General features: G+C 37.2%; 9 protein-coding genes, 1 tRNA gene and 1 pseudogene. 4 read left to right on the forward strand and 7 right to left on the reverse strand.

Annotated features, from left to right (window positions below):
- Positions 1 to 176 precede the first annotated feature (176 nt).
- A complete protein-coding gene (gene thrC / locus HMPREF3230_RS01625; protein WP_075523240.1) occupies positions 177 to 1,691 on the forward strand; it encodes a threonine synthase in 1,515 nt (504 codons plus the stop codon).
- A 272-nt stretch (positions 1,692 to 1,963) separates the two neighbouring features.
- On the opposite strand, the gene HMPREF3230_RS01630 is transcribed toward thrC, so the two are convergent.
- The 7 genes and pseudogenes from HMPREF3230_RS01630 to HMPREF3230_RS01660 all read right to left on the reverse strand — a co-directional run bounded on the left by HMPREF3230_RS01630 (position 1,964) and on the right by HMPREF3230_RS01660 (position 9,039).
- The gene (locus HMPREF3230_RS01630; RefSeq protein WP_075523241.1) at positions 1,964 to 2,527 is read right to left on the reverse strand and encodes a regulatory protein RecX; all 564 of its coding nucleotides are present in this window, start codon (positions 2,525 to 2,527) and stop codon (positions 1,964 to 1,966) included.
- A 92-nt stretch (positions 2,528 to 2,619) separates the two neighbouring features.
- Positions 2,620 to 3,864 (reverse strand): recombinase RecA, encoded by a 1,245-nt coding sequence (recA, locus tag HMPREF3230_RS01635; protein WP_082266224.1) that lies wholly within the window; start codon positions 3,862 to 3,864, stop codon positions 2,620 to 2,622.
- A gap of 267 nt (positions 3,865 to 4,131) precedes the next feature.
- Positions 4,132 to 4,365 carry a DUF3046 domain-containing protein gene (locus tag HMPREF3230_RS01640; RefSeq protein WP_075523287.1) on the reverse strand — a complete coding sequence of 78 codons (234 nt, stop codon included), beginning with the start codon at positions 4,363 to 4,365 and terminating at the stop codon, positions 4,132 to 4,134.
- Entirely contained in the window at positions 4,358 to 5,032 is a 675-nt protein-coding gene (locus HMPREF3230_RS01645) for a CinA family protein (protein WP_075523288.1), read from the reverse strand. The genes HMPREF3230_RS01640 and HMPREF3230_RS01645 overlap by 8 nt, the downstream gene beginning before the upstream one ends.
- Before the next feature lie 222 nt (positions 5,033 to 5,254).
- A pseudogene (gene pgsA, locus HMPREF3230_RS01650) lies at positions 5,255 to 5,863 on the reverse strand (CDP-diacylglycerol--glycerol-3-phosphate 3-phosphatidyltransferase); the annotation flags it as partial.
- Between the two features lie 55 nt (positions 5,864 to 5,918).
- A complete protein-coding gene (locus HMPREF3230_RS01655) occupies positions 5,919 to 8,732 on the reverse strand; it encodes a DNA translocase FtsK (RefSeq protein ID WP_075523242.1) in 2,814 nt (937 codons plus the stop codon).
- A gap of 231 nt (positions 8,733 to 8,963) precedes the next feature.
- Positions 8,964 to 9,039 (reverse strand) — tRNA-His (locus HMPREF3230_RS01660).
- Positions 9,040 to 9,167: 128 nt separating this feature from the next.
- Between HMPREF3230_RS01660 and purT the strand changes: the two genes are divergently transcribed.
- The 3 genes from purT to HMPREF3230_RS01675 all read left to right on the forward strand — a co-directional run bounded on the left by purT (position 9,168) and on the right by HMPREF3230_RS01675 (position 15,446).
- A complete protein-coding gene (gene purT / locus HMPREF3230_RS01665) occupies positions 9,168 to 10,493 on the forward strand; it encodes a formate-dependent phosphoribosylglycinamide formyltransferase (protein ID WP_075523243.1) in 1,326 nt (441 codons plus the stop codon).
- A gap of 184 nt (positions 10,494 to 10,677) precedes the next feature.
- Entirely contained in the window at positions 10,678 to 11,466 is a 789-nt protein-coding gene (purC, locus tag HMPREF3230_RS01670) for a phosphoribosylaminoimidazolesuccinocarboxamide synthase (protein ID WP_075523244.1), read from the forward strand.
- 215 nt (positions 11,467 to 11,681) lie between these two features.
- Positions 11,682 to 15,446, forward strand: a complete 3,765-nt coding sequence (locus tag HMPREF3230_RS01675) for a phosphoribosylformylglycinamidine synthase (RefSeq protein WP_075523245.1) — start codon at positions 11,682 to 11,684, stop codon at positions 15,444 to 15,446.
- The last annotated feature ends 88 nt before the right edge of the window (positions 15,447 to 15,534 follow it).

Raw genomic sequence — 15,534 nt, forward strand, 5'->3', positions numbered from 1 at the left:
AACCAACAAAGATTCACCCCTTAAAAAATTATTGAATTCATTTTTGTTACAAACTTAGCAATTATTATAAATATGAGATTATCATAAACACACTAGCCTAGCGCATCTAGTACTATATAAAATCATATTAAAAATGCATGATTATAAGCTATAAGCGTTTCAAACTCGGAGGAATCATGGAATCTGAAAATAATGCAATTTTCCACAGCACACGCTCAACAGCTAAGTCATGTACATCAAAGCAGGCTATATGTAAAGGAATTGCCGAGGATGGAGGATTATTTATTACAGATTCCTTAGGCAAGCAACACTACGATATTTGTGAGCTTACAAAAAAATCATATCAAGAAATCGCCAAAGATATTTTAACTATTCTACTTCCAGATTTTTCTTCAAAAGAACTTGAAGATTGCGTAAATAAAGCTTATGGAAGTCAATGGTCTAATGATTCTATTACTCCAATTAAGCAGCTTGGAGAGACTAACGATTTTGTTTTAGAACTTTTCCACGGACCTACATGCGCTTTCAAAGATATTGCATTGCAAATCTTGCCACAACTTATGATGCACTCTAAAAGTGCTAAAAGCAATGAAAACACTATGATTCTAACTGCTACATCTGGCGACACTGGCAAAGCTGCATTAGAAGGATTTTCTGACGTAAAAGGAACTTCTATAATCACATTTTACCCATATGAAAAAGTCAGCCGTGTACAAGAATTGCAAATGACTACTCAACTGGGAAAAAATGTGAAAGTTTGTGCAGTTAAAGGAAACTTTGACGATACTCAAACAGGAGTTAAAAAGATTTTCACTAATAATAAGCTTAAGATGGAATTAAATTCTGAAAATAATGTATCGCTTTCATCTGCAAATTCTATAAATATTGGACGCCTAGTACCACAGGTTGTTTATTATTTTGCATCCTACAAACAGCTAATTGAAAACGAAAAGATAAAAATTGGCGACGAAATAGAATTTTGCGTACCAACCGGAAATTTCGGCAATATTCTTGCTGGATACTATGCAAAAATGCTTGGTCTTCCGATTAAACATCTTATTGTTGCAAGCAATAGTAACAACGTATTATTTGATTTCTTATTAAGTGGCACATATAACCGTCAGCGTGAATTCCATCACACTGTTGCTCCTTCCATGGATATTTTAGTTTCATCTAATTTGGAAAGAATGCTGTATTATATGTGCAATAAAGATACGCGTTTAATACAAATGCTTATGAATGACTTACAACAATGGGGAGCATTTGAAATACCTGAAGACGTACTTAAAAATATACGAAAATTATTTGGATGTGGCTGGGCTAATGAAAATCAAATAAGAGAAGCAATATCTGATTGCTGGAATAAATACAATTATGTGATTGACCCACATACAGCATGCGGATATTTTGTTATGCAAAATATCCCTCATGATTCTAACGTGCCACGCGTTCTATTGAGTACTGCAAGTCCTTATAAGTTCCCTCGAGTTGTTGCAAGTGCTTTGAATATCGAGCATGTACAAGATATGGATGATTTCAAATGCATGGATGCCCTAAGTATTGCTACAGGAACTAAAGCTCCAAGCATGCTTAGGAATCTTGAAAATCAAACTCCAAGATTTAACGATGTTATTGATATCGCTGAAATGACTAACTATGTTCAAAAACAAGCGCATGATTTTACTAAATAAAAAGTTAAGCATCAAATAAAATAAACATTTTAAGGTTAGAGAGGCTAATTATGTAAAATTAGCCTCTCTAACAATTAACATCTAAATCTCTAAAATTAGCAACTAAATCTCTACAATTAAAAGCCTTAAAATTAGACTTACAATTAGCTTTCTAATTAGCCTTACTGCTTAAAGCCTTAAAATTAGACTTTTAAGCAGACCTTTAATTAGCCTTACAATTAGACTTACTGCTTAAAGCTCTATACAATTAGCTTATCAATTAACATATCTAGTTACTCTTCATTGTTCGTAAAAAGCTCTTCGTATATCTCTTTTATTACGCTTAAATCATGCCCTTTTCTAGCTCCAGCTGAAAAGAATCGTCTTTTTCGCACTAATAAGTCAAGATTCCTAGTTCTTGAAGCAACTTTCCTACCTAATTGCCAAGCAGCTTCTTCAAAAACTCCATTTTCTCTAGCTTCTTGTAATAATGGCGATGAAACAGTTAAAGGAATCCCTTTTCTTTGTAATTCAACTCTGGTAGCGTGCTCACCTAGCATTCTAGATGCGCATGATTGTATGAAAGTTTGTATATATCGCTTGTCATCTATTAAATGCAATTCTTCTAAGCGATTTACTACTGTGTCAACAGTATTTTCTTCATAACCTTTTATTAGAAGTCTATTTTTCAAATCATAAGAAGATCTTGCAGCATAATCTAATATGCGCAAAGCAGCTTCCTTACAACTGTCAAAATCATTCGCTTTACTAGTATCAACCTGTTTTATAGACTTCTTATTGCCTGAAGAAGAATTAACAGGTTTATGGCTGCGAAGAAAATTTTCAACACTAATCATTTTTACGCTACCAATATTGCTTTATACAATCACCTATTCATGAATACTGCGTTACACTAACACTGCGTTACACTAACACCCAAAAAGGCAGATTATTCTTCAGTAGAGTTTTCACCTGATTCTAAATACGAATCTGATTCTTCTGTAGATTCAGAATTCGAAGTTTTAGAAGACTTAGATGACTTAGAAGAAGTTTTAGAAGACTTTTCACTATCAGAAGCAAGTGAGGAAGACTTATCAGATGTATTATCTAGTAAATCATCATCATTTTCAGCAAATTGATCTTCTGGGCGCATAAGTCCAAAAGCAGCTTTAACTTTATCACTTATTTCTTCAGTAATAGCAGGATTATCTTTCAAGAACTTACGAACATTCTCTCTACCCTGACCTAATTGATCACCTTCATAAGTAAACCAAGATCCAGATTTCTTAATAACTCCGCATTGTACAGCCATATCAATTACGGATCCTTCAGTGGAAATTCCTTCACCGTAAAGTACATCAAATTCGGCTGATTTGAAAGGAGGAGCCATCTTATTCTTTACAATCTTTACTTTAGTACGATTACCAACAGCCTCCTCGCCGTTTTTAATAGTAGTAACTCTGCGAATATCCATACGCACTGAAGCGTAGAACTTCAAAGCTTTACCACCAGTAGTTGTTTCAGGATTACCAAAGAAAACACCAATTTTTTCACGAAGCTGGTTAATAAAAATTGCAGTAGTTCCTGCTTGAGATAAAGCGCCAGTCATCTTCCGCAAAGCTTGACTCATTAAACGAGCTTGCAAACCAACATGACTATCTCCCATATCACCTTCAATTTCAGCCTTAGGAACAAGAGCTGCAACTGAATCAATAACAATAACATCTAAAGCACCAGAACGTATTAACATATCAGCAATTTCTAATGCTTGTTCGCCATTATCTGGCTGAGAAACTATAAGCGAATCAGTATCTACTCCAAGCTTTCTCGCATATACAGGATCTAATGCATGCTCAGCATCAATAAAAGCAGCTACACCACCATTTTTTTGAGCGTTAGCAACAATATGCAATGCCAAAGTTGTTTTACCAGAGGATTCTGGACCATAAACTTCAACAACACGTCCGCGAGGAACGCCGCCAATGCCAAGTGCCATATCTAACGCCAAAGATCCTGTTGGAATAACTTCCACATCTTGCATTGGCCTATCTCCCAATCGCATAGCAGAACCTTTTCCGTATTGCTTTTCTACATTCGCTAAAGCAGTTTCCAAAGCTGCTTGACGGCGAGGATCTGTGCGATCTGCATCAATCAATCTACCAGCAGCAGTTTTCGATTTTGCTTGTTGCACCATGTTTGCTACTCCTTTCACATGTGCGGTCTGTATCGATGAGATTAACCTGCACATGACATCTGTGCAAGCGTTTGAGAGCAATGTGGTCAGAAGTCCGTAACATTGCATTTACGTAGCTCAATTTATTTATATAAACTACGCACACGCAATAAGACATTTACATAGCCTTCCACGCTGCAACCAGCCCGACAAAAGTATTATATAACACTTTACGAACATTTGTTCGATTTCGCGTGTTGCGCTAAAATATTCAACCTTCTTGAAAAATTATGCAGCAGGCATAGGCGGAGCATTATGATCTTTACCCCATCTTTTATTATCTGGAATTCCCATATGATCACATAAAACGTTCCAAACAACCCTCGGCTCAATACCTGCTTGCAAAGCTTGGCAAACATTCATACCATCAAGTTTTTGCAAACATTGATCCTTAGCTATGCTACGCCCAAGGCTACTGCCAAAAACTTCTTCAAGAAGTTCCCAAAATTCACGTTCACGCAACGCTTTCACAATCCTTACATAGCAATAAATACAACAATTTAATCAACTTTTGAACAACACTATTACGAACTTCTTCACGACTACCACTATTTTGCAATTCGCAAGAAATAAACGTTCCAGAATCAGATTCACACACATCCAAATTTGAATAGTTTTCAATACTTTTAATATGCAATATTTTTTTATTAAAAGAATTATTCAACGATTTACTATCTAAAAATACAGAAAGCATAACTGATTTAGGCAAAAAAATACCAATATAAGCCAAGCCTGCAGGCTTGCCATCATAATCCGGACCAGGACCTGCAACACCAGTAGTAGAAAGTCCTATTACAGGAAAATTGGAATCTTGTAAATCTTTCTCACAGCTTTTATTTTTATAATCCCAACCAGAGCCGCTATATAATCTCGCAGTTCCAATAGCCATAAGTTTTGCAACTGAAGCATTCACAGCACCATGCGATTCAAGAAAATCAGCATCTACTCCAAGAATCTTTGCTTTCGCGTGAATATCATACGTTACAGCAGAGCCTAAAAACACTCGTGACGCACCAGGAACACTAACAAAAGCATTAGCAAGCAAACCACCAGTCAAAGATTCCGATGCAGCAACATGCAAACGATTTTGCGCACAATATTCAATAACAACAGATGCGTCACTGTGCATTTCAATCATCTTCCATTAAAATCAAAATCGGGTTCTAAATCAAAATCAAAATTCTTCAGTTTCTAAATTATCACTACCAGATTTACCAGATTTACCAGATTTACTCGTAAAAGATTCTTCAGAATCCACAGAATTCAAATCATCTTCAGAAGTTTCAGAAACTAAAGTAGATTCAACATCAACAACTCCGCGATCCCCATCTTTTAAAGCACTAAGCGCAGCAAAAGCACCTTTAGTGTATGTATAACCAGAGCATAGAGCTAAAAGCAATGCAATATAAATCAAAGCATCAGCAAGCGCAAGATATGCTATACCAAACGCAGATATTTTTCTTAAATTAACAATAGTATTTACAACAGGAAGAAGAATAAGCGCAAGACCTAAAGATTGAGCAACAGTCTTATATTTACCAAGAGAGGAAGCAGCAATTACCTTACCACCTCTTTTAATAACATAAAAACGCAAAACAGTTATACCAATTTCACGAACAACAAACAGCAATGTGACAATCCATGGTATTTCAGAAAATATTGCACCAATAATTAAAGCAGATAATATTAAAAGCTTATCAGCAATAGGATCTAATAATTTACCTAACTCAGTAACTTGATTATATTTACGAGCCAAATAGCCATCTAATTTATCTGTTGATGCAGCTAATGCAAAAATAACAAATGCTCCCCAACGCGCACCAACAGAATGAACACCATATGCACCAGAAGCAAGATATAAACCAATAAATACAATCGCAAGCACAATGCGAACATATGTAACTATATTAGGCGCATAATTCCAACCATCAAACAAAGAAAACTTAACGCTTTTTCTCATTTATGTACCTCCCTAACAGCTATACAAATATGGTATAGCAAACGCAAAACCTATACTAATCGATAGAATCAGACTCTCCGCGAATAAAAGCCAAAACTTTTTGCAAGTCTTCCGGCTGAACTAAAACTTCACGAGCTTTAGAACCTTCAGAAGGACCAACTACACCACGAGATTCCAGCAAATCCATCAAACGACCTGCTTTAGCAAATCCAACACGTAGCTTTCGCTGAAGCATTGAAGTTGAGCCAAATTGCGATCCAACAACAAGCTCTGCAGCCTGCAACAACTCATCCATATCATCGCCAATATCGCTTGTTTTAAGCTTATTTTGAGCTTGAGCATCTGCCTTTTGAGCCATTTGCTCAATATCTTCACGATACTTAGGCTTGCGCTGAGTGCGAACATACTCTACAGCTTTACGAATCTCAGATTCACTCACCCATGAACCTTGCACGCGTTGAGGTTTAGCAGCTCCCATTGGAAGGAATAAAGCATCTCCTTGACCAATAAGAGTTTCTGCTCCAACTGTATCTAGAATAACTCTGGAATCTGTTGCAGACGAAGTAGCAAAAGCCAAACGAGAAGGAATATTTGCTTTAATTAAGCCAGTTACAACATCCACTGAAGGTCGCTGAGTAGCCAAAACTAAATGCACGCCTGCAGCTCGAGCAAGCTGAGTAATACGTTGAATAGAGCTTTCAACATCATTCTTAGCAACCATCATTAAATCAGCCATCTCGTCCACAACAACAAGCAAATACGGGTATGGAGCAACTTTTCGCTCAGATCCAGCGGGAGCATGAACCTTTCCTTCGCGAACAGCCTTATTGAAATCCTTTACATGACGGAAACCGAAGAATTGCAAGTCGTCGTAGCGAGCATCCATCTCTTTAACAACCCACTCAAGAGCTTGAGCTGCCTTCTTAGGATCAGTAATAATAGGTGTAAGCAAATGTGGGATGCCAGCGTACGCGGAAAGCTCCACGCGCTTAGGATCAACCATAATCATACGAACTTGCTCAGGAGTAGCTCTCATAATAATTGACGTAAGCATTGAGTTAATAAAACTCGACTTACCAGAGCCAGTTGCACCAGCTACAAGCAAATGTGGCATTTTATCTAGAGCAGCCGTTACAAAATGACCTTCAACGTCTTTTCCAACGCCTGTAAGCATAGGATTAGGATCCTGCATTGCTTTCTCAGAGCGCAAAACATCTCCCAAATGAACGATTTCGCGATCAACATTTGGAATTTCAATACCAATAGCAGATTTTCCTGGAATTGGCGACAAAATACGCACATCAGTACTAGCTACAGCGTAAGCAATATTTTTTTGCAAATTCGTGACTTTTTCAACTTTTACACCCGGTCCAAGCTCTACCTCATACTGCGTAACAGATGGACCTCTAAGGAATCCAATAACGTGAGCATCAACATCAAATTGCTCAAAAGTAGAAGTCAGAGCACGAATCACATTATCATTTGCAACAGTACGAGCAACATGAGGTTTTCCATGAGCCAATAAATTCATATCCGGAAGAACATATGGCTTATCTTCCAAATTTGCATCGCTTGTATTGTTAGCAGAATTTTCGTGATTATAAGAATTGTTAGCAGAATTAGCAGGATTACTCTGGCTTGCAATAGAATAACCATTTTCATTCTGCTCTTGAGATTTTCTATATCCTTCCATTTGCTCTTCTGGAATAGCACTCCAAGGATCTAGCGATGAAGCAACTGGAGCTGCACCAGCCATAGATCCCAAAGAACTCATTGGAGCTTTAGGAAATTCATCAATACTCATCTTGGAAGAAGCGTTTAGATTAGAATCACTAGGAACATCTACAGGAACTGTGTTTCCAACGCAATCACCATATCTAGAATCATCATTGACTCTAGATTCGTAAGACGGATTATTACTTGCTATTCTTCGAGTGTGATTAACAGGTTCTTCATTAGATACACCATGAACGAAAGCAGCAGAATCAAAAGCATCATCCCCTGCATACTTATCAAGTAATTCTTTATTATCATTCTTATTCTTTGAATTAAACAACGATCTAATCCATTTAAATAATGAAGGCTTAGTTTCATTAACTTCTTGTTCATCGCTAATTTCGTGAGTAGGAACACCTTCAGCAAACTCCAAAGCGTCACCGTTTGAATCACTCGTATTATCAGCATAATCGGAGGAACTACTAACTAATCGAGAATCTTTATGCGATTTTTCATAAGACTTATCGGAAGACTTATCGGAAGACTTTTTAGAATTATTTTTGATTACACGCATAAAGAAAGCAGAAATATCAGTAACATGCAATCTAGATATTAACAATAACGAAAATAGCAAAATAAGCGTAAACAGAACTAGCGCAAAAGTGCGAGAAAGTCCCCATGAAAAAGGAGAACCTAAAACAAATCCAAATAATCCTCCAGCTTTTTGCAAATTACTCATATTAAAAGAAGCATTATTAGGCACGCAAGATATGTCTATAATTGAGCAAATCGACAACAATAGCAAAAAGAATCCGCCAATAACGCGAGTATTACCAGAGCCTACTCCGCTATTTCTCATCAATCTAATCGCAACAACAACTAGCAATACAGGCAAAATCACACTCATTACACCTAAAATGCTAGAAGCTAAAATATGTAACCAAACACCAATAAAGCCTTTTACTCTAAACCATTCAGATGCACAAAACAGCACTGAAAATGCAAGCATAATGAAACAAAGCCCATCTCTTCTATATGCTTCATCATATTCACCTACACCAAAAAGCGAGCGCACAATCTTACCAATAAGGCGCGGAATAAAAAGTAAAGTAGACTTCCACCAAGCTTCAGATGACGACTTTTTGTCTGCCATATATTACTCCTTAAACGCAAATATCCTTATTCACCAACCTTTTTACATTTTACTCAGATTACTCCACAAAATCCTCTAAAACGTAATGCGTGTTAATTAACATGCAAATTCGGGGTTATTACACAAAAACGAGTCATTCCAGGTTATTCCACAAAAATGGGTTATTCCGGGTTATTTCTGGTTATTTCCCAAAACCATAAAAAAAAACGGCTAAAAAGCCGTTTAAATAAGTGGGGTGGCTAACGCGGCTTGAACGCGCGACCTTCTGAACCACAATCAGATGCTCTACCGACTGAGCTATAGCCACCATATGTGCGAAAAATTCACACAACAAAGGGATACTATACACTATTTTTTTATTTTCTGCTAGTGGATGTTTCTCGGCGAGTCGCTATTCAAATATCTAAATTCAATACTCAATGACACAATAGACGTATGAGTTCTTACGATTACGCACAAAAAAATGATTCAACCAATCGCATTTTTGGCTCAATTACGCAAAAAAATAACACAACTGCATTACTTCTTGGATCAGGAGAATTAGGAAAAGAAATAGCAATTGAACTAATGCGATTAGGTGTAAGAGTATGCGCAGCAGACAGCTACGAAAATGCTCCAGCAATGCAAGTTGCACATGTTGCACGCGTATTAGATATGACTAACAGCTCATTATTAAGCGCTCTTATTGAAGAAATAAAACCAGATATTATTATTCCTGAAGTAGAAGCAATAGCAACAGAAGTATTATTTAATGCTAAAAAAGATAATATTCAAGTAGTTCCAAGTTCCAATATTGCATCAATAGCAATGGATCGTGAAAAGCTGCGTAGAATCGCTCACGAGGATTTAAATTTACCAACTACCCCGTATCGTTTTGCATCAAACTATGAAGAACTATGCGAAAGTGCAAAACAAATTGGTTACCCTTGCGTAGTAAAACCAGTCATGAGCTCTTCAGGACACGGACAGTCAATAGTTAGAAAACCAGAATCATTACTTGATGCTTGGAATGAAGCACAACATGGTCGCCGTGCAGCATCTTCTAAATCAAATAATAATTCACGCGTTATAGTCGAATCTTTAGCTCCACTAGATTATGAATTAACTGTACTAACAGTAAGCTCTTGTGCTGGAATCATAACTTGTGAACCCATAGCACAGCGCCAAGAAAATGGCGACTATAAAGAATCATGGCAGCCAGCTAACATTCCAGAAAATATACGCATTCAAGCGAAAGAAATAGCAAAAACAGCAGTAGAAGGACTCACTAATTTAGCTCAAGAAAAAGGCGAAAAAGGTTGGGGCGTTTATGGAGTGGAGTTATTTGTACTAAAAGATGGTTCTCTACTATTTAATGAGCTTTCACCTCGCCCACATGACACAGGCATGGTTACAATGATTTCTCAATATTATAGCGAATTTGCTCTTCACGTTTTAGCTATATTAGGTGTACCAATTACTCGCAGCCACGTTGCACTTTCTCTTCGCAAAAATGAAGTAGCTGCAAGTTGCGCAATCGTAGTAAATGGGGATGGACCTGTTGGCTTTACCAACCTTAACAACGCTCTAGATTTAGAACAACTAGAAAATTTTGATTCACAAAAACAAGAAAACGAAAATACGCGATTAAATATTCGCATTTTCAACAAACCTGAAGTTCATGGACATAGAAGAATGGCAGTCGCATTAGCAACAGGTCGAACTGAAAGTTACGCTCGACATAACGCGACACGCATCGCTTCTATACTCCAAAATGCCTAAACATATGTTAAAGACATTGAAAATAAAGGAATATACAAATTTACAAATCGTTTATTTCCAATAATTAAGTAATAAAAATGTAGGTGACAATTGTTAGTCTAAACGTGCTGGCCACGGTCAGGTAAACCTACAAATATTGTTGGTTTGCGCCTGCAACTATAGATGCACAAAGAGAGGCGAGTCAATGGAAAAACTTGACAAGTTGTATGAAGGCAAAGCCAAAAAACTGTATGCTACCGATGACACCAATGTGCTATGGGTTGAATATATGAACCAAGCAACCGCTGGTAACGGTCTGAAAAAAGCTCAGATCGAAGGTAAAGGTAGCTTAAATAACAGAATAACTTCTTTACTATTCCATCTACTCGAGGCACGCGGAGTTAAAAGCCACTTCCTCGGGCGTATTTCCAACACAGAACAACTCGTAAAGCGCATGCGAATGTTCCCATTAGAAATCATCATGCGCAACACTGCTGCTGGTTCTTTTGCAAAACGATATGGAGTTAAAGAAGGCACTCCACTAAAGAAGCCATTGCTTGAGTTTTGCGTCAAATCAGATGAACTTGCAGATCCATTCATAAACCCTGAAGGAGTTTTAGCTCTAGGTTTAGCAACGGAACAAGAGCTTGCAGAAATAACTAGACAAGCTCACGCAGTAAACAATGCTTTGCTAGACATATTCTCAAAGATTGATGTTCAACTTGTTGATTTTAAGATTGAAGAAGGCGTAGATTCACAAGGAAACATTCTTCTAGCTGATGAAATTACGCCAGACACTTGCAGACTTTGGGATAAACGAAATACAGATTCAGATTCTTCTCATGTAAATCATCTAGATAAAGATTTATTTAGAAGAGATTTAGGAGATATAATTCCTGCATACGAAGAGATATACAGCAGATTGAAATCTCTCGCTCAAAGCGAAAATCTTAATTGCGAGGAAATCAATCCGAACGAATATAACGAACATTAAAAAATATGGCTCGCATCTTTTAGGTGCGAGCCATGCGTGTTCTTAAAAGAAAAATATCATGTTATAAGCCAAAATATCCTTAAGTCTATAAGACAATAAACTTCCAATAAATCTAAATAAAGACTTAAAGAATAATAAGCAAAAAAACACAAAACTTGATGAAAAGCTAAAACTAAAAACTTTAACAAACAGACAAAATACAAGGCAGGTTCACCGTGGTATTTCGCGTGTATGTAGAAAAGCAATCCGATTTTGCGATAGAAGCAAAACAACTTCTACACGAACTTAAGGAAATTCTTGGTATAGATAAACTAAAGTCACTACGAATCATAAATAGATATGATATTGACGGTATATCACAAGAATTATTTGATACAGCAGTGAAAACAGTATTAAGCGAACCTCCTGTTGATAATACTTACGATTATTTGCCTATTCGCACAAGCGAACATGTTTTTGCAATTGAATTCTTACCTGGACAATTCGATCAGCGAGCACAATCAGCAAGCGAATGCATTCAGCTTATTAGTCAAGGAGAAAGACCTCAAGTTCGTAGCGCTAAAGTAATTGCACTTACTGGAAATCTTAAAGACGAAGATATTGAAGCTATTAAGCGATATGTTATAAATCCTGTAGAAGCACGCGAAGCATCTTTAGATACACTTAATACTCTTAAAACTGAAAGCATAATACCTGCAGATGTTGAAATACTTAACGGTTTCAACGATTTAGATGATTCTGGTTTAGAAGATTTTATTAAAGATCGCGGATTAGCTATGGATTTGGCTGACGCAAAATTCTGCCAAAATTATTTTAAAGCTGAGAAACGAAATCCTACTATTACAGAAATTCGCGTTATCGACACATATTGGTCTGATCATTGCAGACATACAACATTCGGAACTGAACTCACAGATATTTCAATTGACGATGATTTAGTGCGTGAAGCTTTCAATCGTTATTTAGATTTGCGAAGACAATTAAATCGTGAGAATAAGCCAATATGCCTTATGGACATGGCTACTATTGGCGCAAAATATTTGAAGAATACTGGAGAATTAAAAAATCTTGATGAATCTGAAGAAATAAACGCGTGCACTGTTAAAGTTAAAGTCGACGTCAATGGACATGACGAAGATTGGCTGTTCTTATTTAAAAATGAAACACACAATCACCCTACTGAAATAGAACCTTTCGGCGGAGCTGCAACTTGCATTGGAGGATGCATACGAGATCCTCTTTCAGGACGTTCTTATGTTTATCAAGCTATGCGAGTTACAGGAGCTAAAGACCCGCGAACTCCTATCAGCGAAACTTTAGCTGGAAAACTACCACAACGAAAGATCGTAACTTCAGCAGCAGCTGGTTATTCGTCTTACGGTAATCAAATTGGACTTGCGACTGGTGAAGTTCATGAAATTTATCATCCAGGATACGTTGCAAAACGTATGGAAGTTGGCGCTGTTGTTGCAGCAACACCTGCAGATCATGTACGTAGAGAAACACCATCTCAAGGTGATGTAATTATTCTTCTTGGCGGACGTACTGGACGTGACGGAATTGGTGGCGCTACAGGTGCTTCTAAAGCACAAGATACAGATAGTATTGAAGAATGCGGAGCTGAAGTGCAAAAAGGCAACGCGCCTATTGAACGCAAATTACAGCGACTTTTCAGACGCAAGGATGCTTGCCAACTTATTAAGCGTTGCAATGATTTTGGAGCAGGTGGCGTTTCTGTTGCTACTGGTGAAATAGCAGATGGATTGATTATTAACTTAGACAAGGTTTCTAAGAAGTACGAAGGGCTTGATGGCACTGAGCTTGCTATTTCTGAATCTCAAGAAAGAATGGCAGTAGACGTTTCTTCGCTCGATGCTGATTTATTCTTAAAATACGCTCGAGAAGAAAATCTAGAAGCAGAAATTATTGCTACTGTTACAAAAGAAGCTCGCATGCGTATGACATGGCGAGGAAAAACCATTGTAGATTTAAGCAGAGAATTCTTAGCGTCTAACGGAGCTGCAAAAAAACAAGTTTTACATGTAGTTTCCGGAGAAACATATGAAAATCCATGGCAAAATCAATCTGATTTGCCATTAGAATCTCGCATGCGCGAACTTGTATCAGACATAAACGTATCTTCAAATAAAGGACTTTGTGAACGTTTTGATTCAACTATAGGATCTGCAACTGTTTTAATGCCTTTCGGAGGAAGAAACCAACTCACTCCTGCACAATCTATGGTCGCTAAATTCCCTGTATTTGGTGAAACAAATACAGCTTCTGCAATGGCTTGGGGATTTAATCCATATTTGATGGAAAAAAATCAATTCACAGGAGCTTACATTGCTGTAGTGGAATCTCTAGCTAAACTTGTTGCAAGCGGATTTACTAAAGAACGCGCATATTTGAGCTTGCAAGAGTACTTTGGAAAACCTCAAGACGCGCCTGAACGTTGGGGAAAACCTGTTGCAGCAGTTCTTGGAGCATTAAGCGCACAAATTGATTATGGAGTTGGAGCAATAGGCGGAAAAGATTCTATGAGTGGAAGCTTTGAGAATCTTGACGTACCTCCTACTTTAATTTCTTTCGCTGTTTCTACTGGAGATGCACGTTTAACAGTTTCCCCAGAATTTAAAGGAATAAATCATAAAGTTATACGTATTTCTCCGCGTTATAAATCGGATGGAATTACGCCTGAGAGCGAAAGCTTCTTAGAAGCATTGCAAATTATGCAAAATCTTACACAATCTAAAAAAGCTTTAGCTGCTTCAACGCCAGGTTATGGTGCTAGTGCAGAAAGCTTATTTAAGATGACGCTAGGAAATCACATAGGTATTACTTTACAAAATATTAGCGATGATGATTTGTTTGCAAATGCATATGGAACATTTTATGTTGAGATTGAAAACGAAGAATCTATTCCACAAGAGTCTAATAATGTATCTATTAGCGTTATTGGTACAACTTGCGAAGATTATTACTTCACTTCGTCTTCAGGAGAACGAATTGATTTAAACGATTTGCAAAAAGATTGGGAATCTAGCATGGTAAGCATATTCCCTTATAAAAGCGCAAATCTTGAAAATGAGATCAATAATAAAGTTCAAACTATTAGCGCTAAAGCTAGGATTTACAAGAAGAATCATATGTGCTCGCACAGGTTAAAGCCTCTTAAACATCCTAGAGTAATCATTCCAGTATTCCCTGGAAATAATTGCGAGTACGACACTCAAGCAGCTTTTGAAAAAGCAGGAGCAGACGTACACACTCTTATTATTAACAATCTTAATGCTAAAAATATTACTGAATCCGCTAAAGAGCTAGTAAAAGAGATTAAAAACAGTCATATAGTTATGATTCCAGGCGGATTCTCAGGTGGAGATGAGCCAGATGGTTCTGCAAAATTCATAGCTTCATTCTTTAGGAATCCAGAAGTTAGCGATGCTGTAAGAGATTTATTAAACAACCGTGATGGCTTAATGCTCGGCATTTGCAATGGTTTCCAAGCTCTTATAAAACTTGGATTAGTTCCATTTGGAGATATTGTTCCAATCGATTCAGAATGTCCAACTCTTACTTTTAACACTATTGGACGCCATCAAAGTCGTATTGTTCACACTCGAATAGCTTCAAATCTTTCTCCATGGCTTTACAATACTCAAGTTGGAGATGTACATTCTGTAGCTATTTCTCATGGAGAAGGTAGATTCGTTGCAACTCCTGAAGTAATGAGCGCTTTGATTTCTAATAGTCAAATCGCAACTCAATATGTTGACTCTAACGGTAAAACTTCTATGGATTTAGATGTGAATCCAAATGGTTCTATTGAATGCGTAGAAGGTATTACAAGCCCAGACGGAAGAGTTTTCGGAAAGATGGGACATTGCGAACGTAGCGGAAAAGGACTATATGTGAATATTCCTGATTTTAAAACTCAAGATTTATTTAGTGCAGGAGTCCAATATTTCACAGCATAATTTACGAAATATTCGTAAAAACTTGAAATATAACAATATACTTATTTGAGTGACTAACACATTGACTTACACACTTGATTTTAGGGGG

The organism is Gardnerella vaginalis, from assembly GCF_001563665.1.
Lineage (GTDB): Bacteria > Actinomycetota > Actinomycetes > Actinomycetales > Bifidobacteriaceae > Bifidobacterium > Bifidobacterium vaginale_A.

What these genes read in the sequence shown, in the direction of transcription:
- thrC (WP_075523240.1), top strand. Translation starts at nt 177, where the DNA reads ATGGAATCTGAAAATAATGCAATTTTCCACAGCACACGCTCAACAGCT.
- HMPREF3230_RS01630 (WP_075523241.1), bottom strand. Translation starts at nt 2,527, where the DNA reads ATGATTAGTGTTGAAAATTTTCTTCGCAGCCATAAACCTGTTAATTCT.
- purT (WP_075523243.1), top strand. Translation starts at nt 9,168, where the DNA reads ATGAGTTCTTACGATTACGCACAAAAAAATGATTCAACCAATCGCATT.
- HMPREF3230_RS01655 (WP_075523242.1), bottom strand. Translation starts at nt 8,732, where the DNA reads ATGGCAGACAAAAAGTCGTCATCTGAAGCTTGGTGGAAGTCTACTTTA.
- recA (WP_082266224.1), bottom strand. Translation starts at nt 3,864, where the DNA reads ATGGTGCAACAAGCAAAATCGAAAACTGCTGCTGGTAGATTGATTGAT.
- purC (WP_075523244.1), top strand. Translation starts at nt 10,678, where the DNA reads ATGGAAAAACTTGACAAGTTGTATGAAGGCAAAGCCAAAAAACTGTAT.
- HMPREF3230_RS01645 (WP_075523288.1), bottom strand. Translation starts at nt 5,032, where the DNA reads ATGCACAGTGACGCATCTGTTGTTATTGAATATTGTGCGCAAAATCGT.